Annotated in this window: 20 protein-coding genes, 1 pseudogene and 1 riboswitch; of the genes and pseudogenes, 7 read left to right on the forward strand and 14 right to left on the reverse strand. The window is 66.5% G+C overall.

Annotated elements, in window-relative coordinates; translation table 11 throughout:
* The first annotated feature begins 52 nt into the window (after positions 1–52).
* On the forward strand, positions 53–1483 hold the full coding sequence (locus AC0VX6_RS05690) for a sodium:solute symporter family protein (protein WP_274976500.1): 1431 nt from the start codon (positions 53–55) through the stop codon (positions 1481–1483).
* Positions 1484–1613: 130 nt separating this feature from the next.
* Complete coding sequence (locus tag AC0VX6_RS05695; protein WP_274976501.1) at positions 1614–1898, forward strand: hypothetical protein; 285 nt, start codon at positions 1614–1616, stop codon at positions 1896–1898.
* A gap of 179 nt (positions 1899–2077) precedes the next feature.
* Here the strand turns inward: AC0VX6_RS05695 and AC0VX6_RS05700 are convergent, their stop codons facing one another.
* The 6 genes and pseudogenes from AC0VX6_RS05700 to AC0VX6_RS05725 form a co-directional block, all read right to left on the reverse strand.
* Positions 2078–2716: a restriction endonuclease subunit S gene (locus tag AC0VX6_RS05700; protein ID WP_274976502.1), complete on the reverse strand. Its 639-nt coding sequence runs from the start codon at positions 2714–2716 to the stop codon at positions 2078–2080.
* On the reverse strand, positions 2704–4371 hold the full coding sequence (locus AC0VX6_RS05705) for an N-6 DNA methylase (protein WP_475467585.1): 1668 nt from the start codon (positions 4369–4371) through the stop codon (positions 2704–2706). Before AC0VX6_RS05705 ends, AC0VX6_RS05700 begins: the two co-directional genes overlap by 13 nt.
* Positions 4372–4382: 11 nt before the next feature.
* Positions 4383–5033: a hypothetical protein gene (locus tag AC0VX6_RS05710; RefSeq protein WP_274976504.1), complete on the reverse strand. Its 651-nt coding sequence runs from the start codon at positions 5031–5033 to the stop codon at positions 4383–4385.
* Between the two features lie 274 nt (positions 5034–5307).
* Positions 5308–5418 (reverse strand): annotated as a pseudogene (locus AC0VX6_RS05715) (L-serine ammonia-lyase, iron-sulfur-dependent, subunit alpha); the annotation flags it as partial.
* A gap of 960 nt (positions 5419–6378) precedes the next feature.
* Positions 6379–6570, reverse strand: a complete 192-nt coding sequence (locus tag AC0VX6_RS05720) for a DUF397 domain-containing protein (protein WP_475467587.1) — start codon at positions 6568–6570, stop codon at positions 6379–6381.
* Entirely contained in the window at positions 6567–7370 is an 804-nt protein-coding gene (locus tag AC0VX6_RS05725) for a helix-turn-helix domain-containing protein (protein WP_475467589.1), read from the reverse strand. The genes AC0VX6_RS05720 and AC0VX6_RS05725 overlap by 4 nt, the downstream gene beginning before the upstream one ends.
* An 841-nt stretch (positions 7371–8211) precedes the next feature.
* Here AC0VX6_RS05725 and AC0VX6_RS05730 point away from each other — a divergent pair.
* Both AC0VX6_RS05730 and AC0VX6_RS05735 read left to right on the forward strand, forming a co-directional pair.
* Positions 8212–8472: a hypothetical protein gene (locus tag AC0VX6_RS05730; RefSeq protein WP_475467591.1), complete on the forward strand. Its 261-nt coding sequence runs from the start codon at positions 8212–8214 to the stop codon at positions 8470–8472.
* Between the two features lie 133 nt (positions 8473–8605).
* Positions 8606–8794 carry a helix-turn-helix domain-containing protein gene (locus tag AC0VX6_RS05735; RefSeq protein WP_475467593.1) on the forward strand — a complete coding sequence of 63 codons (189 nt, stop codon included), beginning with the start codon at positions 8606–8608 and terminating at the stop codon, positions 8792–8794.
* Positions 8795–9725: 931 nt separating this feature from the next.
* On the opposite strand, the gene AC0VX6_RS05740 is transcribed toward AC0VX6_RS05735, so the two are convergent.
* The 6 genes from AC0VX6_RS05740 to gcvT all read right to left on the reverse strand — a co-directional run bounded on the left by AC0VX6_RS05740 (position 9726) and on the right by gcvT (position 17367).
* Entirely contained in the window at positions 9726–11246 is a 1521-nt protein-coding gene (locus AC0VX6_RS05740; protein WP_475467595.1) for a hypothetical protein, read from the reverse strand.
* Positions 11243–12934, reverse strand: a complete 1692-nt coding sequence (locus AC0VX6_RS05745; RefSeq protein ID WP_475467597.1) for a recombinase family protein — start codon at positions 12932–12934, stop codon at positions 11243–11245. The genes AC0VX6_RS05740 and AC0VX6_RS05745 overlap by 4 nt, the downstream gene beginning before the upstream one ends.
* Positions 12935–12949: 15 nt before the next feature.
* Positions 12950–14362 carry an L-serine ammonia-lyase gene (locus tag AC0VX6_RS05750; RefSeq protein ID WP_475467599.1) on the reverse strand — a complete coding sequence of 471 codons (1413 nt, stop codon included), beginning with the start codon at positions 14360–14362 and terminating at the stop codon, positions 12950–12952.
* Positions 14363–14439: 77 nt separating this feature from the next.
* Complete coding sequence (gene glyA / locus AC0VX6_RS05755; RefSeq protein WP_475467601.1) at positions 14440–15708, reverse strand: serine hydroxymethyltransferase; 1269 nt, start codon at positions 15706–15708, stop codon at positions 14440–14442.
* Positions 15709–15715: 7 nt separating this feature from the next.
* Positions 15716–16096: a glycine cleavage system protein GcvH gene (gene gcvH, locus AC0VX6_RS05760; protein ID WP_274976507.1), complete on the reverse strand. Its 381-nt coding sequence runs from the start codon at positions 16094–16096 to the stop codon at positions 15716–15718.
* A gap of 158 nt (positions 16097–16254) precedes the next feature.
* Positions 16255–17367: a glycine cleavage system aminomethyltransferase GcvT gene (gcvT, locus tag AC0VX6_RS05765; RefSeq protein ID WP_274976508.1), complete on the reverse strand. Its 1113-nt coding sequence runs from the start codon at positions 17365–17367 to the stop codon at positions 16255–16257.
* A gap of 144 nt (positions 17368–17511) precedes the next feature.
* Positions 17512–17613, reverse strand: a riboswitch (glycine riboswitch).
* A gap of 225 nt (positions 17614–17838) precedes the next feature.
* Here gcvT and AC0VX6_RS05770 point away from each other — a divergent pair.
* On the forward strand, positions 17839–18768 hold the full coding sequence (locus AC0VX6_RS05770; protein ID WP_475467604.1) for a penicillin-binding transpeptidase domain-containing protein: 930 nt from the start codon (positions 17839–17841) through the stop codon (positions 18766–18768).
* A gap of 290 nt (positions 18769–19058) precedes the next feature.
* Here the strand turns inward: AC0VX6_RS05770 and AC0VX6_RS05775 are convergent, their stop codons facing one another.
* Both AC0VX6_RS05775 and AC0VX6_RS05780 read right to left on the reverse strand, forming a co-directional pair.
* Positions 19059–20114, reverse strand: a complete 1056-nt coding sequence (locus AC0VX6_RS05775; RefSeq protein WP_274976510.1) for a 3-deoxy-7-phosphoheptulonate synthase — start codon at positions 20112–20114, stop codon at positions 19059–19061.
* A 232-nt stretch (positions 20115–20346) separates the two neighbouring features.
* Positions 20347–22065 (reverse strand): AMP-binding protein, encoded by a 1719-nt coding sequence (locus AC0VX6_RS05780; protein ID WP_475467606.1) that lies wholly within the window; start codon positions 22063–22065, stop codon positions 20347–20349.
* A gap of 237 nt (positions 22066–22302) precedes the next feature.
* Between AC0VX6_RS05780 and AC0VX6_RS05785 the strand changes: the two genes are divergently transcribed.
* Both AC0VX6_RS05785 and pip read left to right on the forward strand, forming a co-directional pair.
* Positions 22303–23184, forward strand: a complete 882-nt coding sequence (locus tag AC0VX6_RS05785; RefSeq protein WP_475467608.1) for a DUF4429 domain-containing protein — start codon at positions 22303–22305, stop codon at positions 23182–23184.
* Positions 23185–23369: 185 nt separating this feature from the next.
* Entirely contained in the window at positions 23370–24326 is a 957-nt protein-coding gene (gene pip / locus AC0VX6_RS05790; protein WP_274976513.1) for a prolyl aminopeptidase, read from the forward strand.
* The last annotated feature ends 15 nt before the right edge of the window (positions 24327–24341 follow it).

Consider the following 24341-nt stretch of genomic DNA (forward strand, 5'->3'; position numbering starts at 1 on the left):
CGGTCCCTCCCGTGCACGTCCCCCGAACCGAACCTCGCCGCGAAGGTGGCCCATGCAGACGACCCATCTCGTGATCCTCGCCGTGTACATCCTGGCCATGATCGGGATCGCCCTCTACTTCGTGCGCTCGGGCAGGCTGCGCGGCGGTGACGACTTCCTGTTCGCCGGACGCAGTCTTCCCCGCCCGGTCATGATCGCCACCATGCTGGTCACCTGGGTCGGCTCGGGCACCATCATCGGCGGCGCCAACTTCGCCTACACCTACGGCCCGACGGCCGGAATGATCTTCTTCGCGGGAACGCCCCTGGGCATCCTGGTCCTGCTCCTGGCGGCCCGCCGGATCCGCCGGGCGTCCCGGCACACCATCCCCGAACTGCTGGAGGTGCGCTTCGGCATCGGGGTGCGCACCGTCGCCGCGGTGGTCACCACCATCGCCTTCCTGGGGCTGACCGCCTCGCAGTTCGTCGGCGGCGGGTACGTCGTCAGCCTGGTCACGCCGCTGTCCGCCACCCAGGGCACCGTGCTCATCGCGGTCGTCGTGACGCTGCTGACCGCCACCGGAGGCCTGTTCTCGGTCGCCTACACCGACTTCGTCTCGGCCATCCTCATCCTGCTCAGCCTGTTCGTGTCGGTGCCGCTGGTGTTCGCCGCGATCGGCGGCCCCGGCGCCTACTGGGACGGCCTGCCCGAGCAGGCGACCACCTTCAGCGGCGGGCTCACCGCCCTGCAGCTCCTCGGCTACTTCCTCCCGCTCTTCCTGCTCCTGCTCGCCGACCAGAACATGTACCAGCGCCTGGCCGCGGCCAAGGACGAGCGCGAGGCGCGCGCCTCCACCCTGGGCATGTTCGTGGGCAGCTTCTTCGTCTTCGTGCCCGTCGTGCTGCTCGCCACCTGCGCCGCCATCCTCATGCCCGGCATCAACGGCGACATGGCGGTGCTCAGCCTGGCCTCCGAGGGCTACCTCCCGGTGGTGCTGGGCGGCCTGATCCTGGCAGGGGCGGTCGCCTTCGTCATCACGACCGGTTCCTCGTACATGCTCTCCTGCGCCTCCAACGTCGCCTACGACCTGTACGCCCGCTTCGCCGGGGACGACGCGGACGAGCGCCGCAAGCTCGTGGTCCAGCGCCTGTCGGTCCTGGGCATCGCGCTCGCGGGGCTGGCGCTGAGCCTGTTCTTCCCAACCGTGCTGGAGCTGCAGATGTACTCCTACACGGTGTACGGCGCCGCGATCACCCCGGTGGTCCTGTCGGTGCTGTTCTGGAAGCGCGCGACCACTGCGGGCGCCGTCGCGGCGCTGGTGGTCGGCGCGGCCACCACCATCGGCTGGCAGGTCGCCGGAACCCCGGGCGGCCTCAACGCGGTCATCGTCGCCCTGCCCGCCGCCCTGGTTGCGCTCGTCGTGGCCAGCCTGGTCACCAAGGCCCCCGACCCCGCGCGGGTGGCCGCGGCCGAGGCGCCCGCCTCCACCGGGACCGACGCCTGACACGCGAGGGGACCGCTCCCGACCGAGAGCGGTCCCGGTGCTCTCCCCACGCCCCGGCGGGCCAGGCGGCCCGCCGGGGCCCGTCTTTTCCGCCCACGGCAGCGCGGGAAAGCCGTTCTAGGATGGGCGCATGCCGGGGCGAAGACGCAGACGCGAACGCGAGGCGCGACGTGCCGAGGCCAGGACGGCACGGGAGGCGCGGGGCCGCTGGGAGGTGCTCTTCGAGACCACCGACGAGGCGGACTGGCACGCCTACCACCGGCGCGGGAGGGGGAAACCGGTCGGCCTCAGTGAGGAGGACCTGCGCGTCGACGTCCTGTGCGGGCGCGGTGCGCACCCCACCACCTACCGCCTCAGCGTGCTCGTGCCCGGCGGCCTCGACCGTGACGCCTACCTTCGCTCCTTCCGGCAGTGACGTTCACGGCCAGCCCGCCGCGACTCGTCTCCCTGTACTTGTCCATCATGTCGCGGCCCGTGTCGCGCATGGTCCGGATGGCCTTGGCGAATGCGACCGTTGACAGCAGCACGCCCCGGCCCCTCGAAGGGGCGAGGCCTGATCGACCGAGGTCCACGCTTACGAGGGCCTGCCGTTTATCACATGTCGATCGCTGAAGCGGGTACCCGGCCGGAGAACAGCATGGGGGCCAAGGCGTCATGTAGTTCGCTCGTGGTCCGGCTGATGTCGGCGTGCAGGCGGGCCTTGTCGTCCAAAGCGTGGAGAGAAGCCCCGATCGCCTGCTGAACCCCGAGAGGTGGCACCGCCGTAGGAAGTGATCGCAGTGTGTTCACCGTGAGCGACCTGACCGTGCTTCCAGAAGCGTGTCTGTCGATCCAGTGCTGGATCACGGGCAGGGTCAGATAGTGCACCAGATATACGGGGTCCATGCGGCCGGACGGTCGCACGCGAAGCAACTGGGTGCTGTACAGCCAGTCCTGCTGGTCCGAAGAGATACGGGCGAACCTGCCGAGTGTTCCGGTCCTTGTGCCGACGACATCCCCTGGGCGAAGCCGGTAGCGGTGTAGCCGCTCAGTTGTCACGTCGGCGACGCGGGCCAGGCCGGTTCCCGACACACGCCGATCGATGATGTCGCCGGGCCTGACCAACGGGGTCCCCCGCATGCCGAACTCGCCGGAAGGAAGGCTGGCGCCGGAGGGGCCCGCCTGGATTTCGCAGAGATCGCCCAAGCGGTGCTCGCTCCAGCCGACGGCCAACGGCCCGATCAGGGAATCCATCTCCGCGCCTCCCGGAGCACTCGACTGGTTCTGGTCTCGACCAGTGGGATCTGTGACTGTAGAGAGTCCAGACGTTGGATGAGTGACACGAGGGTTTCTGCTTGCTTGCCCTGGTCGGTCTGTGGTGCGCGGCCGGACACGTAGATCGGCGGGTGAAGCGAGTACTGCTTGTCGCGGATCTCCTTGATCGTCGCGACGTGGCTGATACTTGGTGCTTCGCCCTCGGAGCCGTCTCGTGCCCCGTCCCGCCATCCGTTGTAAGCGCGTTGGATTAGTGCGGTGTCCTCTTCCTGGAGGGTTCGGAACGTACGCGAGGTCATACGCCCGAGACCACCGGCGTCGATGAAGAGGATTTCCTCGCACCTGCCTGTGGGAGCTTTCAGCATCCATAGGGTCACGGGAATGGTGGTGCTTCGGAAGAGGTGGTCGGGCAGGGCGATGAGGCACTCCACCGCCCCGTCCTCGACCATGTTCGACCTGATGGCGGCTTCTTTGGCATTGGTGGAGAGTGATGCGCCGTTGGCCATCAGCACACCTGCCCTGCCGTTCGGAGAAAGACGGTCGATCACGTGCTGGAGCCAGCGGAAGTTCATGTTTCCGTTCGGTGGTCTCCCGTAGCGGAAACTCTCGCGGGTGGAGTCGCTGACAGGGGGGCCACTCATGTTGAACGGCGGATTGCCCAGGACGATATCCGCGGTGCCCCGCGCATCGCCACGATCCCAGGGGAAACCGGGGCGGTCGCCGAAATCGGCCTCTATGCCGTGGAGCAGCATGTTCATTCCGGCGATACCGAAGACCCGCTCGTTGGGAACGGCACCGCTGACGTGGGGGGTTCGCGGCGGGTCGATTTCCGCCCGTGCTCGTACGGCCTCGGTCAGGAACTCACCTGTCCGGCAGAAGGGGTCGTACACACTGTCAAAGGGGCCGTCGGATGCGAGGAGGTTCACCATCGTGCGCACCACGGACTCCGGGGTGCGCAGATCCGCGTGTGCGGATACCCATTCCCTTTCCAAGAAGGAGAGAGCGCTGTTGAAGGCGGTCAGCAGAACCTCCCGGTCTTTGCCCTGGGCGTCGATCGCGTCGACCCCTTGGACCGCTGTGGTGAAGGCGCCGGCTCCCAGCTTCCGCAGGGGACCGGAGACGAGGGGAGGGAGGAGGCCTCCGAAATCGGTCGCGAACACGGACCCGTCAACGATGCCGTGGCCGGTCTGTAGGCGTAGAAGGCCCCACTGATCGGCGCTTGAGGAACGGAGGAAGACGAGTGTCGCGATGAGGAGCGCGGAATCGACCGGCTCACACATTCCCCGAAGGTCGTTGAGCAAGCGGAAGACGGTCCTGTCGATATCGCCGACGCCGCTTGCGGACCCGTGCCGTGGCCTTGAACCGGGTCTCGGAGCGTCGGTCTCCATCCCGGCGCGTACGCGATCCGCGTAGGTGGTACCGGCGGGCTCGTGCGGCTGTCGGGCGTTGGCGGGCACAGCGCGTGAGGACAGCCAGTCGGTGACCTGGTCGAGGTCGAACAGTTCCCGTTCGGCGTCCGCCGGTTCGGGGAAGTCGGATCCGCGCTTGCGCCAGTTGGTGACCGCGGCGCGGCTGACCCCCGCGTACCGGGCGAGCTGGGCTCGCGAGACGAGTCTTGGAGCGTTCTCGGCCACGGTGCCCCCTCTCAGAAGCTCGGCGGAAGTTCGCCCCGGCACACCTGCTCTTTGACCAGGAGCACCTCGGGAACGCGGTCGAGGGGCTTGATGCCGGAGGCGGCCTCGGGGTTGACGTACGAGAGCACGAGGTAGAGCTTGGCGTGGTCCGCCTCCAGGTGGCGGTGGTGAATCGGCTCATGGTGCATGATGCGGTTGCGCAGCAGCCGCAGGGAGTAGAGCTGGTCCTGGAGGGTGCGGCGCGGCCCCCGGTATCCGGGGAACGCGCGGTGGAGGGCGGGGACCCACAGATCCCGGTCGTACCTGCGAGCGACCAGTGAGGACCAGAAGCCGAGGGACAGCTCGGTGACGACGTCGTCCGGAGTGGCCGAACGGCGGCACCGGGCCCGTGCCTGGCGCACGAGGCGCTGGCCCTCGTTGTCCAGCGGAGCCCTGTTCCACCAGTCCTCCTGCCCGAAGTGGGCGCTCAGACTGTCGTGAACGGAGTTGCGCAGGGCGAGTTCGAACGTGTGGAGCGGACCGTAGAAGGCCGCGGAGGCCATGACGTTCCAGTGGTACAGGTTGACGGCTCGGGCCACATCGCCCCCGCTGTGGCGGAGGTAGGGCGCGAGGCGGGGCGAGGAGTACACGGAGACCATCCATTCCGGGATGCCGGTGCTCACGATGACCTTCGTTCTATCTCGGCTGAGGGCGTGAGAGGACAGCGGGCGAGGGCGTTTGGTATCGTTGGCTCCGTAAGCCCCGGGTTCGCCTCTGCTCAGCACGCCACCCGGGGCACGGCTTTTTCCGGGGCGTTACTGCCCAAGCCCCGTTGACCGGCCCATCGCGAACTGGGCCGCGCGCACCCGTCTTCCATTGACAAAGGTACACACGGCAGCCCCGCCGTGCAAGCGCACTCCAGTGCGCGATTTTGTTAACGCCCTCCGAGGTGGTTCCTCAGCACTCGATGACGTTGACGGCCAGGCCGCCGCGCGAGGTCTCTTTGTACTTGTCCATCATGTCGCGGCCCGTGTCGCGCATGGTCCGGATGACCTTAGCGAGTGCAACGGTTAACAACGGGGATCACTCTAGAGGCTCCGGGGGGACAGGCAAACCCCAACCTAGGTCTAACCTCCGATAACCCTCACTTATCGGAGGTTAGGGGTTGGTCAACGGGGTCAAAACAGTACATACAGCCCATAGAGGGGCATAGGGGTCTGCATAACTATGCATGCGCCTGTTGAGGAGGGGCTTCCAGTAAGGCCCCCTCACTGTCAGGCCCTCTGTGCGGCCCTCAATGCCCCTCAGGCGTGGCAACAGGGCCCCCCTCTAGTAAGGCCCCTGTCCTCTGCAAGGCGCTCTGTGTGAGTGCTGCTCTGTTGCTCCTGTGTGCTGCACAGGTGCTCACTCTGCTCTGTGGCTCTTCCCTTCTGCTGACTCCTGTTGAGTCAGAGCTCCGCCTCACAAGCCCTGTTGACCTTGCTGCCTTGAGTGCTTCCACTCGACAGCCACGCTCTGACATGGCTTCTCGGAGACCCATCTGTCCGTGTTCACTCCTCAGGAGAAGGACAGGTACAAGAAGCCCTGTCCATGCAGGAAGCAAGCGCCTTCAAGGAGAACACCACACGTTCTAAAAGGCCCTTGGAAGAGTCTTCTTTGCTCTGCTGTATCGGAGAGGTGAACCAGAAGATGACAGTCTCATGCTGAGATATAGGAGTCATGAAGAGAGAGTGAAGGCGCAGAGGGAAGAGGGGTATCTAATAAGGCCCCATTACATACCTGGGGTAATACCCATAGAAGAACTTATCAGACCCCGCCGGGGGTTGGGCTCTCTCTCCTCATACGGGTCTGGGGCTTTCCATGTCAAGCGTGGCATGTATGCCCTGACCTGGTGATGCACGACTAAGTTTGCCTGTAAAAAGTGACATGGAAGTAGCGCTTTGATGGTATCCAAATACCAAAAAAGCCCGTCATGGCATGTAAACCATGAAGGGCCTTCTTGGATGATGGCTTGGGTTGCTAAAGGTACTAGAGGCTATCGCACTTGAGATCCTTGAGGAAGGAAGTCCACTCGGAAGACTTGAAACTCAGATGCCCAAGCCCTCTATTCTGGGTGTCGCGGACGCGTATCTCAGAAGCGGACTCAGCAACCTCGACACAGTTGGCGTCATTGCCGCCGCTGTAGCTGCTTTTGTGCCAAGGGCCGACAGGATTGCTCATGAGAGCGCCTCTCTTGTTTTCTTGATCTGCTCATATGACGCTGTGGGGGAGAGCGCTTCGGCCTGCAATCCGCTGAACACAGTAGCGAGCTTGTTGACCTCTGCCCCGCTGATCACGTTCTGGCCTCCCCAGTGCTCCGAGTGCCCCACGAGCCGACCATCACTCAGGTTCATGATGCGGAACGAGCCGCTGAGGCCCGGATGCTGCGGGGCGTACTCAGGCATCAACGATACTCGTATGCGGTGGTTGTCGAACATGCTCAACAGGTGGTCTAGCTGGGCCTTCATGATCTCCTCGGACCCAATGACCCGCTGTACCGTGATGTCGTCCAAGACGAACCACAGCAACGTCTCAGGCTTCAGCTCTGCCAGACGCTCAGCCCGCGCCTCGGCAAGCTCGCTGATCTTCTTGTCACTGTCCCACTTGCGATGGTTGCGCAGGATGGCATGAGCGTAACCGGGGGCTTGCAGCAGTCCGGGGATCAGAACCATCTGATACTCACGGATCTCTACGGCCTGACGCTCTAGGCGTACGAAGTCACGCCACTCACCAGGAATCTCCTTCGTATTGGTGATGTCCAACCAGAGCTGTTCCAAGACGCTTCCTGTAGAGAGCGCTGTGTCCAACTCGGCAGCTTGAGCACGGTTTGGCTTCCTTGTGGCTCTCTCGAAACCACTGACCAAGCCATTCTCAAAAGACACCTTCTCAGCAAGCTTGAGCTGGGTAAACCCTGATAGATCCCGCAACCTGCGAAGCTCCCTGCCCCAGGGTTCCCACTCCTTGAAAACCTTCTCTGGCATGCCCACATCGTTGCACGGCTCTTCTACAAGATCCACGAGTTTAGCGGAAATTCTCGGGTCTTGTAGGAGTTCCAGCAGGTCAAGGGATGTGGAGGCATCTTGTACTCATGTAGAGGACAGGAGAGGGGTGGGTGTGGAGAAATCTGCAAATCTCGCAAAACAGGTCATATCCGGCGAGAAGCGACGACAGCAGTGGTACACGCTTCGGCAGTTGCAGAAGGGTCTTGGTTCACGGCAAGTGGCTGCGACAGTGCAAGCCCCAGATCTCCAAGCCCTCATGTTGGGTAACCCCGGGGCGTGGAAGGCCGGAGAGGCCCCACAGCTTCACGTGTCCGTGCGAGAGGCTGAGGCCCCCTTGGTGGTCAGTGTCCGGGATGACGGTTGTTACACGTGGCACCGTGCGGACGGGGGAGAGTGCGCCTGTCCCGTGGCCTCCCTGTCCCGCTCTGTCGAGCTGGTCATTCAAACGGTGAACACCTTATGAGAGCAGACAGACAGAGAGCCTTAGAAGGGCTCTACAAGGCCCTCAAGAAGAACAGGGTTCCCGGTTCCAGGTTGGAAATCGACTCCAGCCCTGTGGTCTACACACACAACACATGTACCCGTATCCGGGAAGACTGTTTCTTCATCAAGAAGACCATGCCCAACGGGCATGTGTTGGAGACTGCATCTCTCGGAACTGCACATCAGGACATAGCGGTATCCCTCATTCGTTCCATGTCCTTTGCTGTGAACTTCGCCTAATCGCCCGGGGGTGAGCACCAACGGACGAACAGAGGCGACCCTTAAATGAGGTGAACACATGAGGCCGGAAGATCCCCGAGAGACACAGCTCTTGTGGTTGCGCGCTGAACTGTTGAAGCGCGGTATTGGAAGCTACATCATTCCGGCTGATCAGTATTACGGGCCAACCCTGCACTGTGATGCGAGCGTGGAAGGTGTCACGGTGAACATGTGCGGATGGAACTACCTGTTCCTTGACCATTCAAGGGATTGGGTGAAGCTCCCTGCTAATCGTCCTGGTGACTGTGCAGAGCAGATCATCCGTGATCTCTCTCCGCTTGCCTCTACAGACCTTATCGCCCGGTTCAGTGAAGGGTGAAATATGAAGCGATTTGCAGGCAGGGTGAGATCCATCTTCCATAGCTGGTCTTGTCCGGTGCCCGGATGTGCCTTCGCTTCTGTCAACCCCATGAAACACCCGTGCCCCCTCAAGGCCATTAGTTAGAGGAGAAATGAAAAAGCGTATCGACAGGGAAGGGCCGCTTCTCCCGTGTGAAGTTGCGGCCTTGTTCAGGGTGGATACCAAGACAGTGGTGAGGTGGGCAAACAAACAGAAGATACCGAGCTTCAAAACCCCGGGAGGGCACAGGAGGTTTCCCCGTAAGGAGGTCTACAAGCTGCTCACAGAGGCGAGTGGTTAAAGAGATGGACCCAGGAAGCGACTTCCCGAGGAAGCTTCCTTGCCTGTACTCTGACCCCGACGACCGCAAAAGAACGGCCCCGGTAGGCGCGCCAACGCCAGTCCGGGGCCTGACTCTCAACCTGCTATCACCAGGAAGAAGAGCTATGAGCGACCTTATCAGTCGTGCGCTGTCCGCGTTCGCGGCAACGCTGCTTGCCCTTGCCTACCCGGGCGTCTCTGTAGAGGCCCTGACAGCCTCTCAGGAGGTTTCCGAGAGGGAAGACCTTCCCCCGGCCTTCCCAACGCCTCAGGGGGCCTCTGAGTGCCCCTCTTGCGCTCCCCGGAAGAGGTCTACCCGGGTACGTGGCTAATCCCGGCCTGTGAGGGCTCCCTACGCCTTCGGCTCTGCTGAGTGGTGGGAAGCGCACAACGCTTCCAAGCATCCCCGGGCGTTCATCATCAACGACCGGCCTTATCGGCAATACGTCTCATAACCTCATGACATGAGAGAGGCCCTGACAGTTGGCGCTGTCAGGGCCTATTTTTATATGCTTTGAAGAAGAAATCAACGGACTGATTGTCTTTGAATCATCGACGACGGGTGCGTCTCCAGCCCGCAGGACGCCACTGTTGCATCCCGCGATATGCGGTTACCTCTTGTTCGCGATATAGGGCGAGGCGCTTCCTGAATGTAGAATTGGAACGAAAAGACACTTTGATATCTCTTTTGTCATGGGTCCTCAGAGATTCTTTGATGAAAAGAATGTCACTTGCTTCAATGACGGTTATTATTAAGCTTCTCTTTCTTTCATTGTAGATTCGGATTCCACTATCCCATGCTTCAAAGTCCTTGTGCTCTCCGTGCTCGAATCCAGCCTCTTCGAGCACATCTCTTATGAGTTGTATCTTGAGTTCTGCTTCGGGGCTTAATTTTTTCCGTTTTCTTCTTTTCAAGTGTCTTCTTTCCGTGATCTCCAGAGAATTCGGTCTCTTTCGACCTGTTCTTGATTGCGTGCCAGGTCATCAAATACTCCTGCCTCTGTGGCTAGCATGTCAAGGTACTTAATCCCCACATCCTTGCACCTGCAGAGATCTCCACCCTTGGGGCCTGCCTTCTGGTCAACCTCTGCCAGTCCGAAGGCTGTAAGGCGCTTGAGTGCGGACCTGGTTGTTCCTGTGCTGTATCCGGTGTGCTTGGCTGCTTGGCTGACTGAGACCCATCCTCGGGGAAGTCGCGCCCAGATTTCAGCAGGTCGGCCCTGTAGGGCCTTCCTGGAAGTAAAGACAGGATGTTTCAAGATGTGTTCGTTAACTAGTACAGACTTATTTACTGTCCCCCCATGTATTGAGTCTGTACTAGATTCAGAACACTTCTCAAGGTTCAACTTGTAGACTCTGGCACTGGCTCCCCCCTTCGGGGAACCTTGGAAAACCCACTTATCCGCCTTGAGGCGGTCAACAGACTTCCTTGTGGTCTCCAGTGACTTCCCGGCCTCTAGCCGCAAGTCACGAAGACTGGCCAAGGGCTCAAGGGTGTTGTGTCGGATACCTAGCCTTGTGATGCTCCGTAGGACATCCCGGTCTGTTGGGCCTGTGCGTCCCTTCCACGACCACGTCTCAACGTGGTCCATGAATCTCCTGAGGGAGTTTTCAACGTGATTGGGGTCAAGCTCCGCTAGGGCGTTCGCCTCTGCGGTCTCCCACGTGTCCCTGCGCCACTTGTAAGCGGCAGCTTCGCCTTTGGTGTCTCGAATCTCCTGTGGCTTAGCTCCCCCCGCGTTCGCGGGGTTGAGCATGTCATCAATGAACATGTCCACCGTGAGGCCGGAACGGGCATAGGAACCTGCTAGCGCCATGCCCATGCGGCCCCGGGAAGTTTCCCCGTTGGGAGTCCGGTACTTGCCTTCGACATCTCCGTATCGGAGTACCCTTATCCACTTCTCAGAGAGCCCCTGAGGCTCTTTTGTGCCCGGTTTGGTGTCATCGGTTGGCCCTAGTCTTTCTAGGGCCTCAGAAACGCTCTCAGGCTCAATCAGGGATGTGGGGAGCCCTGAGCGATGAGGAGACAACGGGGGACGTGTCCCACTCTTCCCCCGGATGGCTTGCTTCGGGATTCCCGGATAGTTGAGAGAGACCTGTTCAGAGAAGACCTCTGCTGAGATGTCCTCAGGAAGACGAACCCACAGGTGTTGGTGCCCCGGCCTGCCAGAAGCGCAGAGAACGGTGGTAGCTCCCAGATTTTCAGCCCACGCCTTGACCTTGTGGCCTTCCGTGACCAGTTCGGGCGTGTCCAAGTCTAGGGCCACAAGCCCGGGTTTGGGCTCAACAGCGAAAGCTTGGCCAGACTCGACAGCTTCCGGAAGAGGTACCCAAGCGCCTTTAGTGTTGTCCTGGTTGATAAGAAGGGCCTTGCCCCCCGTGCGCACTACAGCACGCGCGAGAGACAAGACCTGTCCGGTTTCGAGTGTCACTCTTCGTCGGCTCCAATGGGTCCATGTGCCTGGGGGCTTTTCGTTCGCCTCTCGTCAGCCTGCTGCTGTTGCTCTTCTGGTGGGTCCTGGAAGTTGATCTCTTCCACAGGGACACCTGCAAGGCGAGTGACTCCCCAACTCGCGAGTTCTACTCGAAGCGCCCACTCTTCGGCCTCAGGGCTTCCGGGATCAATCCCCGTTGCTTGGGTGTAAAGCTCCTCCAGGTCGCCGCCTGAGAATTGGAACTCAGGTTCCGGCTTGCTTGTCTGGAAGGTGTCCCGGAACCACACTTTGAGACTGTGCTTCCGAAGAAAAGCACCTTTTTCCTGGTAGGTCATGGCGTTCCAGGAGTCTCCGACAGTCACGCCGGTACCTACGAATCTGACTTCCTCGGGACGAGTGGGAAGGGCTTCGATTGCTTCTCGTCGCTCTTCCAGCTCTTCGATCTGCTTGCGCGCGGCTTCCGCTGCTCGGGAACCGGGCTTGAGGGTAGTCATGTTGCCGACAAGATTTTCCAGAGCCTCGTCAACACTGGCGATGTCTCGCGAGTAGTCGACACCGGGGACGACGATTCGTTCCTTCTTCTCAAGGTCTCCGACCAGGGAGAGAACGTAGTCGGAGACAGCCTTCTCGATGGTCTCGGACTTGACCATCCTGTTGGCGCAACGTCCTTCGGGGAGGGAGTAGGAAGAGCATCGGTAGTAGGGGCGTGTCCCGCTCTGGAAGTGATGTAGGGGGCGGGAACAGACACCGCACATGGCGACCTGTGCGAGCATCGAGCCGCCCTTTCGGTTCTGCGTCTTCTTGCGGCTCGCCTGGTCCAAGCACTCTTGAAGGTCGTTCCAGCGGGAAGGGACGATCAGGGGTTCCGCCTTCTGGACGACCATGCCGGTCTGTGCGTTACGTGTGGTCTCTCCAGAGTGGGTCTCGTACTCTCCGAGTAGGGCGCGGCTCCGAAGGACCTTGATGATCTGCGACGTGGTCCACTTGGCTCCCTTCGGCTCCTTGCCCATGCGGATACGGTGGGCGTCTGATGAGGTGGGGACTCCGCGCCCGATGAAGTCGTCCCTGATTCGGGCGACGGCTTCATGGTCGTCAACGACCCGACGAACCAGCTCCAGGACCCGGGAAGCGGTATCTGTCTCGCTCTCGGTGTCCTTGACGAGATACCAGCCGTAGACCTCGTTCCGAACTTCCTTGACCGGGCGGTACCCGTAGGGCGGGATACCGCCCTTCCACCGGCCGCTCTGGATGACGGCGTTGATCCCGTCCTGTGTCCGTCCCTTGATGGTCTTCAACTCGAACTCAGCGAAGGCCGCGAGGATCTTCGCGAGGAGCTGACCCATGTCCGAGGTCAGATCGATCTTGTCATCCAGGAAGACGAGTTCGACCTCGTTCTGTTCAGCCCACTCCAGGAAGTCAACGAAGCCTTTGAGGCTTCGTGCCAACCGGTCGAGCTTCCAGAAGGTCAGTACGTCGAAGTCCTCTGGGCGCTTCAGCCACTCGCCCAACTCCGGACGCTCCCACGGTGGGACGTCCCCGGACACATCCACGTCCACGGCCTGCCCCACGACGACGGCATCGTTCAGGTCCGACCACGCCTGTCCCTTGGAGAGTTGGCGCTCAACCGAGGTGGACTCGTCACGGTGTTTGGACAGCCGGGCGACCTTGACAACCCTCTTGACCACGCATGTCCTTGTCTGTCAGCACTCGATGACGTTCACGGCCAGCCCGCCGCGACTCGTCTCCTTGTACTTATCAGACATGTCGCGGCCTGTGGTGCGAACCGTCTCGATCACCTTGTCCAGCGACACGAAGTGGCTGCCGTCGCCGCGCAGCGCGATGCGCGCGGCGCTGATCGCCTTGACCGAGGCCAGCGCGTTGCGCTCGATGCACGGCACCTGCACCAGGCCGCCGATGGGGTCGCAGGTCAGCCCCAGGTTGTGCTCCATGGCGATCTCGGCGGCGTTCTCCACCTGCGCGGGGGTGCCGCCCAGCACCTCGGCCAGCCCGGCGGCGGCCATCGAGGAGGCCGAGCCCACCTCGCCCTGGCAACCCACCTCGGCGCCCGAGATCGACGCGTTCTGCTTGAACAGGATGCCCACGGCCCCCGCGGTCAGCAGGAACCGCACCACGCCCTCGTCGCCCGCGCCCGGGCTGAAGTGCAGGTAGTAGTGCAGCACGGCGGGCACGATGCCCGCGGCCCCGTTGGTCGGCGCGGTCACCACGCGGCCGCCCGCGGCGTTCTCCTCGTTCACGGCCAGCGCGTAGAGCGTGATCCAGTCGCTGCCGCGCATGGGGTCGGAGTCCACCCCCGTCGGCGCCAGCAGGCCCGACTCGTCGCAGTTGCCGCCCAGCTGCCGGTACAGGCGGTGCGCCCTCCGGGGCACCTTCAGCCCGCCGGGCAGGCTGCCCTCGGTGGTCACCCCGCGGCGAACGCACTGGCGCATCGCCTCCCACAGCACGAGCAGCTCGGCGCGGATCCGCTCGGGGGAGCGCCCGAAGGCCTGCTCGTTGGCGAGCATTACCGCGCTGATCGACATCCCGGTGTCGGCGCAGATGCCCAGCAGCTCCTCGGCGCTGGAGAAGGGGTGGGGCACCCGGGTGTCGTCGGCCTTGATCCGGTCCGCGCCCGCCGCGCGCTCGTCCACGACGAACCCGCCGCCCACCGAGTAGTACACCTTCGCCCCCAGTTCGGCGCCGGAGGCGTCCAGCGCCACGAACCGCATCCCGTTGGGGTGGTCGGGCAGGCTCTCCCTGCGGCGGAAGTCCACGTCCACGGCCGGGTCGAAGGCCACCGGCGGCCCCTCGGGCCCGCCCAGGTACAGGGTCCGCTCCCGGCGCACCCGCTCCACCAGCTCGGGCACCGCGTCCACGTCCACGTGCTCGGGGGTGTGCCCCATCAGTCCCAGGACCACCGCCCGGTCGCTGCCGTGCCCCTTGCCGGTGAGCGCCAGGGAGCCGTACAGCTCCGCGCGCACGCGGGCCGTGCCGTCGAGCAGGCCCTCCTCGCGGAGTCCGGCCACGAACGTGCGAGCGGCCTTCATCGGCCCGACCGTGTGTGAACTGGACGGTCCGATTCCGATCTTGAACAGGTCGAACACGCTGATGGCCATGGCTGTCCTCCTCGTCGAGTACAGGGCCTGGGCATGTGGACGCCGTGCGGGGCCGCCCGGCCCCGCACGGCAAGGCTCTACAGGTTCGGGTAGAGCGGGTACCTGGCGGTCAGCGCCCGGACCCGGCCGCGCAGCGCGGCCTCGTCGAACTCCGGCTTGAGCGCCTCGGCGATGACGTCCGCGACCTCGGCGAAGTCCTCGTCGCCGAAACCGCGGGTGGCCAGCGCCGGGGTGCCGATCCGCAGGCCGGAGGTGACCATCGGCGGACGCGGGTCGTTGGGCACCGCGTTGCGGTTGACCGTGATCCCGATCGAGTGCAGGCGGTCCTCGGCCTCCTGGCCGTTGAGCTCGGAGTTGACCAGGTCCACCAGGACCAGGTGCACGTCCGTGCCACCCGAGAGCACCTTCACGCCGACCTCGGCCGCGTCCGGCCGCGTCAGCCGCTCGGCGAGCAGCCGGGCGCCCGAGACCGTGCGGCGCTGGCGGTCGGCGAACTCCTCGCCCGCGGCGACCTTGAGGGCCACCGCCTTGGCCGCGATCACGTGCTCCAGCGGCCCGCCCTGCATGCCGGGGAACACCGCGGAGTTGATCTTCTTGCCCAGCTCGGCCTTGGCCAGGATCATGCCGCCGCGCGGGCCGCCCAGGGTCTTGTGCGTGGTCGTGGTGACCACGTCGGCGTGCGGCACCGGGTTGGGGTGCAGCCCCGCCGCGACCAGACCGGCGAAGTGCGCCATGTCCACCATCAGGAGCGCGCCGACCGAGTCCGCGATCTTGCGGAAGCGGGCGAAGTCCAACTGGCGCGGGTAGGCCGACCACCCGGCGACGATCATCTTGGGCCGGTGCTCCTCGGCGAGCGCCTCGACCTCGTCGTAGTCGACGGTGCCGTCCTCGTCGCGCACGTGGTAGGCCACCGCGTTGAGGATCTTGCCGGAGTAGTTGATCTTCATGCCGTGGGTCAGGTGGCCGCCGTGGGCCAGGTCCAGGCCCAGGATGGTGTCACCCGGCTTGAGCAGCGCGAAGTACACGGCCGTGTTGGCCTGCGCACCCGAGTGCGGCTGCACGTTCGCGTGCTCGGCGCCGAACAGCGCCTTGGCGCGGTCGATGGCGAGCTGCTCGACGACGTCGACGTGCTCGCACCCGCCGTAGTAGCGGCGGCCCGGGTACCCTTCCGCGTACTTGTTGGTCAGGACAGTGCCCTGCGCCTCGATCACCGCCTGGGGGGCGAAGTTCTCCGAGGCGATCATCTCCAGGGTGTCGCGCTGGCGCGCCAGCTCCGCGTCGACCGCGGCCGCCACCTCGGGGTCCAGTTCGCCCAGCGTCTGGTTGAGCGTGTTGTCAGTAGCCATCGGGGGCCTACTCCTCGCCTTCGGTCAGCTTGGTGTACTCCTCGGCGGAGAGAAGGTCGGAGGGCTCCTCGGAGATCCGGGCCCTGAACAGCCAACCGTCCTCGAAGGGCGAGGAGTTGATGGTCTCGGGCTCGTTCTCCAGGGCCGCGTTGACCTCGGTGACCTCACCGCTCACCGGCGAGTAGACGTCGCTGACGGACTTGGTGGACTCCACCTCGCCGCACGGCTCGTCCGCGGTCACCTCGCTGCCGACCTCGGGCACCTCGACGTAGACGATGTCGCCCAGGGACTCGGCGGCGAACGAGGTGATCCCGACGGTGGCGATCCCGTCCTCGACCACGACCCACTCGTGTTTGGCGGTGTAACCCAGCTCCGTGGGAACGCTCACTTCAACTCTCCTTGGAGGTGTTCCATTTTCCTGCCGCGCGCCCGTACGGCTGCCCGGCCCGGCCTACGCCCGGTCGCGCCCCGTGCGTGCGGGTCCCCTGTGGGGGGATCCCGCCGTGCTGGGGCGTACGGGCCTTCGGGGTGTGAAGGCCCCTGCTGCTACGACTGCCGCTTGTAGAACGGCAGCTCGACCACGTCGACGTCCTCGCCCCGTCCGCGCACGTCCACGGTGAACGCGCCGGTCGAGGTGTCGAGGTCGCCGTCCACGTAGGCCATGGCGATGGGGCGGCCCAGGGTGGGTGAGGGCGCGCCGCTGGTGATGGTTCCGACGGAGGTGCCGTCGCGCAGGACCTCCTGGCCCTGGCGCAGCGGGCGGCGCCCGCGCGCGACGAGGCCGATGAGGCGGCGGGGACGGGAGGAGCGGGAGGCCTCCTCCAGGGCCGCGCGGCCCACGAAGTCGCCCTTGTCGAACTTCACGACCCGGCCCAGACCGGCGTCGAAGGGGGTGAGGTCGGCGGTCAGCTCCTGCCCGTACAGCGGCATCCCGGCCTCCATGCGCAGGGTGTCGCGCGCGGAGAGCCCGGCGGGGACGAGGCCGTGCCGCTCGCCCTCGGCCATGAGGGCCTCCCACACCTCGGGGGCCCGGTCCGCGGGGCTGACGAAGATCTCGAAGCCGTCCTCGCCGGTGTAGCCGGTGCGGGCGAGCAGGACGGGCTCACCGGCGACGGTGTGCTCGTACCCGGCGTAGTAGCGGATGCCGTCCAGATCGGCGTCGGTCAGCGGCGCCAGGACGTCGACGGCGCGGGGCCCCTGGACGGCGATCAGCGCGTACTCGGCCGACTCGTCGCGGACCTCGACGTCGAAGCCGGCGGCCCGCTCGGCCAGGGCCGGGGCGACCACCGCGGTGTTGGCGGCGTTGGCCACGACGAGGTACTCGTCCTCGCGCAGCCGGTAGACGATGAGGTCGTCCAGGACACCGCCGTCCTCGGCGGTGATCATGGAGTAGCGGGCGCGCCCCACCTTGACCTGGGACAGGTGGCCGACCAGCGCGTGGTCGAGGGCCTGGGCGGCCTGCGGGCCGGTCAGCCGGATCTCGCCCATGTGGGAGAGGTCGAACAGGCCCGCGGCCTCGCGCACCGCCCGGTGCTCGGCGGTCTCGCTGCCGTAGCGCAGCGGCATGAGCCATCCGGCGAAGTCGACGAGGGTGGCGCCGGCCTTCTCGTGGACCTCGCGCAGCGCTGTCGCGCGCGGCGCGGATGCGGCATCTGACATGGGCACTCCCGAGAGGATGGGCGTCGTGACGTGCGTGGCGTTGCCATCCTCCCCCTCTGTCATCTGTGCCTGAGAGCTTCGCCGCGCGCTCGGCGCGGCTTGCACCTTCGGCGAGGGACGGCTGTCCCTGCTTTCCAGAGTGGTCTCGCCCGTACGGTCCGCTGTGCCTGAGAGGTTGTCTTCGGGGAGGGATTGCTCCTTCGGCGGCCCGCGCTGGATACGCGGGCACTCTCCCGTACGGGGTCAGCAACACGTTCAGCCTAGCAGCGGCCGTGAACGGCGCCCAAGGGTGCCCGGTGCCGGGCGGGAGCGCCGGCGGGGCACCCGTGAGCGGCGCCGTCCGAGCCGTGCGCGCCGTGTCCGCCCCGGACGCCGGGCTCCTCCGGTGTCCGACACTCCGGCCGCCTCCACCCTGGGGCGGGAGGGCGGGGATTAGCGTGTTCGGGGAGTACCGACCGGGGAGGGAGACGGATGCGGACCGACACCGGGAGGGCGGCGCGCGCCGCGCGCTCGCTCGCGGCCGGATGCGTCCTGTCCCTGGCCGCGGGCACGGGGTGCGCCGGGGCCGTGGACGGAGCGCGGGGGCCGGACGGGCGGGCCCGGGAGGGGGCGGAGACCGGGCCCCCGCCCCTGACGCGGGGCGACCTGGCCGCCGTCGAGCGCGAGGACCTGGAGGCGGTGTTCGCCGACGCGGGGGTGGAGGGCGCCTTCGTGCTCCACGACGTGATGGAGCGGGAGGCGACCGTGGTGGGGCCGGAGCTGGCGGGCGAGCGCGCGGTCCCGGCGTCCACCTTCGACCTCGTCAGCACCCTGGTGGGGCTCCAGACGGGCGCGGTCGGGGACGTGGACGAGGTGGTGTCCCACGGGGGCGGACCCCAGCCCGTCGACCGGAGGGAGCGGGACACGGCCCTGCGCCAGGCGCTGCCCGCCTCGAACGTCCCCGTCTACCGGGAGCTGGCCCGCCGGATCGGGCACGGGCCGATGGCGGCCTGGGTGGACCGGCTGGACTACGGCAACCGTTCGGTGGGCGACGCGCAGGCGCTGGACCGGTTCTGGCTGGAGGGGCCGCTGGAGATCTCCGCGGTGGAGCAGACCGACTTCCTGGCGAGGCTGGCCCGCGACGAACTGCCCGTGGACGACGCGCACCAGGAGGCGGTGCGCGAACTCGCCGTTCTGGAGGAGGGCGACGGCTACGACCTCCACGCGAAGGCCGGGCGGGAGGCGGAGGCCGGTTCCGCGCCGGGCTGGTGGGTCGGCTGGGTCGAGAGCGGCGAGGACCTGTACACGTTCGCGCTGCGCGTCGAGCCGGAGGGGGACCAGGACGCCGAGCTGAGCGAGTCCCTGGGGCGGGAGATGCTCGTGGAGCTGGAGGTCCTGCCCGAGGAGGAGCGCACCGTCTGAACACCGTGTGGTCCCCGCGACGCGCGTCGGCCCGCCCCCTTCGCGGGAGCGGGCCGAGCGCGTCGTCCGGGAGTGGTTGGGGAGTGTTCCGCGGAGGCTTTCGGATCAGCGGGCGGCCGCCCGGGCCATCTCTCGCGAGACGGTTCGCGCGGGTCAGCCCGGTTGGCTTCTCAAGCGGAACCGGCGCGGCGAGAGGCAGCCCGGTGGTCGCGGAAGTACCGGAGCCGAAGGCCCTCCGTTGAGGGTGGCGGAGGCGACGGGCGGGACCGGAATGATCCGAGGAACGCGGCCTAGGCCTTGCGGCGCTGGCGCACGGCCTCGGCCAGCTGGGTCAGCACCTCGCCGGTGGTCTCCCAGCCCATGCACTTGTCGGTGATCGACTGGCCGTAGGTCAGGGCGGCGGGGTCGCCCAGCTTCTGGGCCCCCTCGACGATGAAGCTCTCCAGCATCACGCCGATGACGCCCTTCTGGCCCTCGGCGACCTGGGCGGCGATCGCGGCGGCCACACCGGGCTGGCGGGTGTGGTCCTTGCCGCTGTTGGCGTGGCTGGCGTCGATCATCAGGCGGCGGGGCAGCCCGGCGCCCTCGATGACGTCCAGGGCGGCGTCGACCGACCCGGCGTCGAAGTTGGGGCCGCTGCGGCCGCCGCGCAGGATGACGTGGCAGTCCGGGTTGCCCTCGGTGACGACCACCGAACCGGCGCCGGTGGGGTCGATGCCGAAGAAGGTGTGCGAGGCGGCGGCGGCGCCGACCGCGTCCACGGCCACCTGGACGTCGCCGTCGGTGCCGTTCTTGAAGCCCACGGGCGTGCTCAGACCGCTGCTCAGCTGGCGGTGCACCTGGCTCTCGGTGGTGCGCGCCCCGATCGCGCCCCAGGAGACGACGTCGGCGATGTACTGCGGGGTGATGGGGTCGAGGAACTCGGTCCCGGCGGGCAGGCCGAGCGCGTTGATGTCCAGCAGCAGCTTGCGCGCGGTGCGCAGGCCGCGGTGCACGTCGTAGGTGTCGTCCAGGCCGGGGTCGTTGATCAGGCCCTTCCAGCCGACGGTGGTGCGCGGCTTCTCGAAGTACACGCGCATCACGACGCACAGCTCCTCGCGCAGGGAGGGCACGAGCTCCTTCAGGCGGCGGGCGTAGTCCATGGCGGACTCGGTGTCGTGCACCGAGCAGGGGCCCACGACGACCAGCAGGCGGTCGTCGTCACCGTCCAGCACCCGCTTGACCTCGGCGCGGGACTCCTCGACCAGGGCGCTGCGCTCGGCGCCCAACGGGAGCTCGGCCAGCAGGTCCCGGGGCGCGATGAGCGGCTTGTAACTGGCCACCCGGGTGTCGTTGGTGCTCGGCATGGTGTTCCCCTCGGGTCCCGTCTGTCGTGTTTTCCGCTGTCGCCACGAAAACCGTCTTATGAAAACAGTAGCGCGGACGGTTCGGCGCTCCGCTGCCGCGTCGGCCGGTACGGTTCACGTGACAGAAAACACCACACCGGTTTCGGGCGCCGAAAAGCGTCTCATTTCGTGAGACGAAATTCTTCCGGTGCCCGCTGCCATTTCCGTCGGGGCGGCTCCGGATCCGGGCCTGTCACCCCTCGGCCCCCGGGAGGTCCTCCTCCCAGTACTCGCGCGGGTTGCGCGCCCCGTCGGTGACCGTGCCGCGCTCTGCCTCGGCCCGACGCAGCTGCACGCGACGGATCTTACCGGAGACGGTCTTGGGCAGCTCACCGAACTCCAGGCGGCGCACCCTCTGGTGCGGTGACAGGCGCTCGCGCGCGTGGGCCAGGATCGACCGCGCGGTCTCGGCGTCGGGGGCCACCCCCTCGGCCAGGGCCACGTACGCCTTGGCCACCGCCAGCCGCAGCGGGTCGGGGGAGGGAACGACGGCCGCCTCGACCACGTATTCGTGCTCGACCAGAACGCTTTCGAGTTCGAATGGTGAGATGCGGTAATCTGAGGCCTTGAACACATCGTCGGATCGGCCGATATAGGTAATGTAACCGTTCGAATCCCGGCTGGCGATGTCACCGGTGCGGTAGCGGTCCCCGCGGACCACCTCGCGGCTGAGGCCGGGGTTGTCGGCGTAGCCTTTCATCACCCCCACCGGCTCCCGGGACAGGTCCACGCAGATCTGCCCGGTGTCGGCGGGCTCGTCGGTGGCCTGGTCCGTCAGCACCACGTCGTAGCCCGGCAGCTCGCGCCCCATCGACCCGCGCACCACCCGCTGACCGGGGCCGTTGCCCAGCAGCATGGTCGTCTCGGTCTGCCCGAACCCGTCGCGCACGGTCACGCCCCACGCCTCGCGCACGCGGTCCACCACCTCGGGGTTGAGCGGCTCCCCGGCGGCCACCGCCTCGCGAAGCCCCACGTCCCACGCGGCGGGACCGGCCTGCGCCAGCGTCCGCCACACCGTCGGCGGCGCGCACAGCGTGTCCACACCGCAGCGCACGACCGCGTCCAGCAGCCCCGCCGCGTCGAAGCGCTCCTGGTTGACGACCAGTACCGTCGCCTCGGCGTTCCACGGGGCGAACACGCTCCCGTAGGCGTGCTTGGCCCACCCCGGCTCGGACACGTTGAGGTGGACGTCGCCCGGCCGCACGCCCAGCCAGTACATGGTCGACAGGTGCCCCACCGGGTACGAGCGCTGGGTGTGCACGACCAGCTTGGGCAGGGCGGCGGTGCCGGAGGTGAAGTAGAGCAGCAGGGGGTCGTCGGGGTGGGTGGGGTGTGGCGGGTGGAAGTCCAGGCCGGCGTGCTCGGAGTCGGCGTAGTTCAGCCACCCCTCCATGTAGCCCGTGCAGATCCGCGTCCAGTGCCCCCGCAGCGGGGCGAACTTCTCGGTCTCGGCGGCCGAGCACACCACGTGCGCGATCTCGCCGCGCTCCAGTCGGTCAAGCAGGTCGCCCTCGGACAGGGAGGTGGGTGTCGGGCAGACCACGGCACCGAGCTTGGTCGCGGCGAGCAGGGTCTCCCACAGCTCCACCTGGTTGCCCAGCATCAGCAGGATCCTGTCGCCCGGGTGCACGCCCTGGTTGTTCAGCCAGTTGGCCACCTGACCGGAGCGCTCCGACATCCGCCGGTAGGTGTACCTGGCCTGGCCGCCGTCCTCCTCCACGATCCACAACGCCGTCCGGTCCGGACGGCGCCCGGCGACCTCGTCGAAGTAGTCCAGCGCCCAGTTGAACCGGTCCGACCGGGGCCAGGTGAACTCCCGGTGCGCCCTCTCCTGGTCCTCGCGCAGGTCCAGGAGCAGGTCCCTGGCGGCGCGGAACCCGGCCGCGCCCTCGGCTGCCGTCTCTCTCGACATGTGGCGACCTCCGGTTCGTGGACAGGGCGCCGACCGCACTGTCCGCCGGTCCCGCCCGGGTGGGGCGGTGCAACGGGTGTGCCCCGCTGGTCCTACCCGGGATGCGCCGCCGTGACGCTTGGGGCCCGCCGTCCGGACGTGCCCTTGACCTCGGGGGACGGTTCGGGCGCCCGGACCGGGGCGGTGGCCGCATACGGCCCCGCGCGGCGGGCCCCGCTGGCTCTAGGATGTGTGGACATGGAGGAACTTCGCGGACACCACGGAACCTGGCGGATCGACGACGAGACGATCCGTATCCGCTTCGACTCCGGCCGCAAGGTGCCCACCCTGTTCCGGTCGCTGGGGAGCTGCGCGGTTCCGCTGGCCGCCGTCCGCGAGGTCGACTTCGACCGGGGCACCCGCAAGCACGGGTGGCGGATGCGGCTCCGGCTGGTGGAGGACACCGACCCCTACGCGCTCCTGGGCGTCCCCGGCCGGGACGCGCTCACCCCGATGCTGATCACCGGTCCGCACGACGGAGAGCTGCTCGCCGAGTACTACTCCGAGCAGATCGCCTCCTCGGCCCGTTTCGCCCGTGAGACCAGCACCGGGGAGATCGATCCGCGCGAGGTCTCCCTGGGCCTGGTGGGCCGCGTCCCCCTCCAGGTGCGCACCGCCGAGGGCACGGCCTCCTTCGACGGCACCCGCGTGCGCCTCCAGTGGGACAACTGGCTGGCCAGCACGGCCAAGCAGAAGGAGAAGTCCCGCGACTACCAGCTCTCCGAGATCGAGTCCGTGCACTGGTACCCGCCGGTCGACGTCACCGAGGGCTACCTGCGCATCGTGCTGCGCGGGGTGACCATCCCCGAGGCCACGGCGCTGGACCACGACTTCTTCACGCTGGCCTCGCACGGGTCCAAGGGCAGCGAGGAGACCCTGCTGATGGCCGCCACCGTCAACGCCCACGCCGCGGCGGCCGAGGAGCCCCGGCAGGAGCGCGCCGCGCTCGGCGCGGCGGACGGGGACGGCAGCGAGGCGATCTTCGCCAAGATCCGCGAGCTCGGGCGGCTGCACGCCGAGGGCCTGCTCACCGACGACGAGTTCAGCGCCAAGAAGGCCCAGCTGCTCGACCGCCTCTGACCGCGTCCCGCCTCTGGCGGCGTCCCGCGTGTGTTCGCGCCCGGTGGACGCCCGGGACGCCGTACCCTCTCCTCGTCGTTCTCCGTCAGGCGTCCGCCGGACACCTCCGTCCGCGGCGCCCGACTCCGCCGGGGTCCCCGGGGAGGCACCACGTCCACGAACACGTCCACGAAAGGCCTCACGCTTTGCGTACCTTGTACCCGCCCATCGAGCCGTACGACTCGGGGATGCTCGACGTCGGCGACGGACACCGCGTCTACTGGGAGCTGTGCGGCAACCCCGCGGGCAAGCCCGTGGTGTTCCTGCACGGCGGTCCCGGCGGCGGATGCGTGCCCGACCACCGCAGGCTCTTCGACCCGGAGCGGTACCGGATCCTGCTGTTCGACCAGCGCAACTGCGGCCGCTCCACACCGCACGCCAGCCAGATGGACACCGACCTGTCCACCAACACCACCTGGACGCTGGTGCGGGACATGGAGCGGCTGCGCGAGATGATCGGCGCGGAGTCCTGGCAGGTCTTCGGCGGGTCCTGGGGCAGCTGCCTGGCGCTGGCCTACGCCCAGCGCCACCCCGACCGCGTCAGCGAGCTGGTCGTGCGCGGCATCTTCACCCTGCGCGAGAGCGAGCTGCGCTGGTTCTACCAGGAGGGCGCCTCCCAGCTCTTCCCGGACCTGTGGGAGTCCTACCTGGAGCCCATCCCCGAGGAGGAGCGCGGCGACCTCATCGCCGCCTACGCGCGCCGCCTGAACTCGCCCGACCGGGAGGAGCGCCTGGCCGCCGCGCGCTCGTGGAGCGTGTGGGAGGGGTCCACGGTGACCCTGCTGCCCAACCACGAACTGCGCGAGCACCACGCGGACGAGGACTACGCGCTGGCCTTCGCGCGGATCGAGAACCACTACTTCGTCAACCGCGGGTTCCTGGAGCCCGACCAGCTCATCGACGGCGCGGAGGCGATCCGGCACATCCCCGGCGTGATCGTGCAGGGCCGCTACGACGTGTGCACCCCGGCCCGCACCGCCTACGACCTGCACAAGGCCTGGCCGGAGGCGGACTTCCACATCGTGGACGACGCCGGGCACGCGTTCAGTGAGCCGGGCATCCTGGACCTCCTGATCGAGGCGACCGACCGCTTCGCGAAGTAGGCGGTCCGGTCCCGG

The sequence above is a fragment of the Nocardiopsis sp. iso_25 genome (assembly GCF_056173305.1).

What these genes read in the sequence shown, in the direction of transcription:
- AC0VX6_RS05690 (WP_274976500.1), top strand. Translation starts at nt 53, where the DNA reads ATGCAGACGACCCATCTCGTGATCCTCGCCGTGTACATCCTGGCCATG.
- AC0VX6_RS05750 (WP_475467599.1), bottom strand. Translation starts at nt 14,362, where the DNA reads ATGGCCATCAGCGTGTTCGACCTGTTCAAGATCGGAATCGGACCGTCC.
- AC0VX6_RS05770 (WP_475467604.1), top strand. Translation starts at nt 17,839, where the DNA reads ATGCGGACCGACACCGGGAGGGCGGCGCGCGCCGCGCGCTCGCTCGCG.
- AC0VX6_RS05700 (WP_274976502.1), bottom strand. Translation starts at nt 2,716, where the DNA reads ATGGATTCCCTGATCGGGCCGTTGGCCGTCGGCTGGAGCGAGCACCGC.
- AC0VX6_RS05785 (WP_475467608.1), top strand. Translation starts at nt 22,303, where the DNA reads ATGGAGGAACTTCGCGGACACCACGGAACCTGGCGGATCGACGACGAG.
- glyA (WP_475467601.1), bottom strand. Translation starts at nt 15,708, where the DNA reads ATGGCTACTGACAACACGCTCAACCAGACGCTGGGCGAACTGGACCCC.
- AC0VX6_RS05735 (WP_475467593.1), top strand. Translation starts at nt 8,606, where the DNA reads ATGAAAAAGCGTATCGACAGGGAAGGGCCGCTTCTCCCGTGTGAAGTT.
- AC0VX6_RS05725 (WP_475467589.1), bottom strand. Translation starts at nt 7,370, where the DNA reads ATGCCAGAGAAGGTTTTCAAGGAGTGGGAACCCTGGGGCAGGGAGCTT.
- gcvT (WP_274976508.1), bottom strand. Translation starts at nt 17,367, where the DNA reads ATGTCAGATGCCGCATCCGCGCCGCGCGCGACAGCGCTGCGCGAGGTC.
- AC0VX6_RS05720 (WP_475467587.1), bottom strand. Translation starts at nt 6,570, where the DNA reads ATGAGCAATCCTGTCGGCCCTTGGCACAAAAGCAGCTACAGCGGCGGC.
- AC0VX6_RS05780 (WP_475467606.1), bottom strand. Translation starts at nt 22,065, where the DNA reads ATGTCGAGAGAGACGGCAGCCGAGGGCGCGGCCGGGTTCCGCGCCGCC.
- AC0VX6_RS05775 (WP_274976510.1), bottom strand. Translation starts at nt 20,114, where the DNA reads ATGCCGAGCACCAACGACACCCGGGTGGCCAGTTACAAGCCGCTCATC.
- AC0VX6_RS05695 (WP_274976501.1), top strand. Translation starts at nt 1,614, where the DNA reads ATGCCGGGGCGAAGACGCAGACGCGAACGCGAGGCGCGACGTGCCGAG.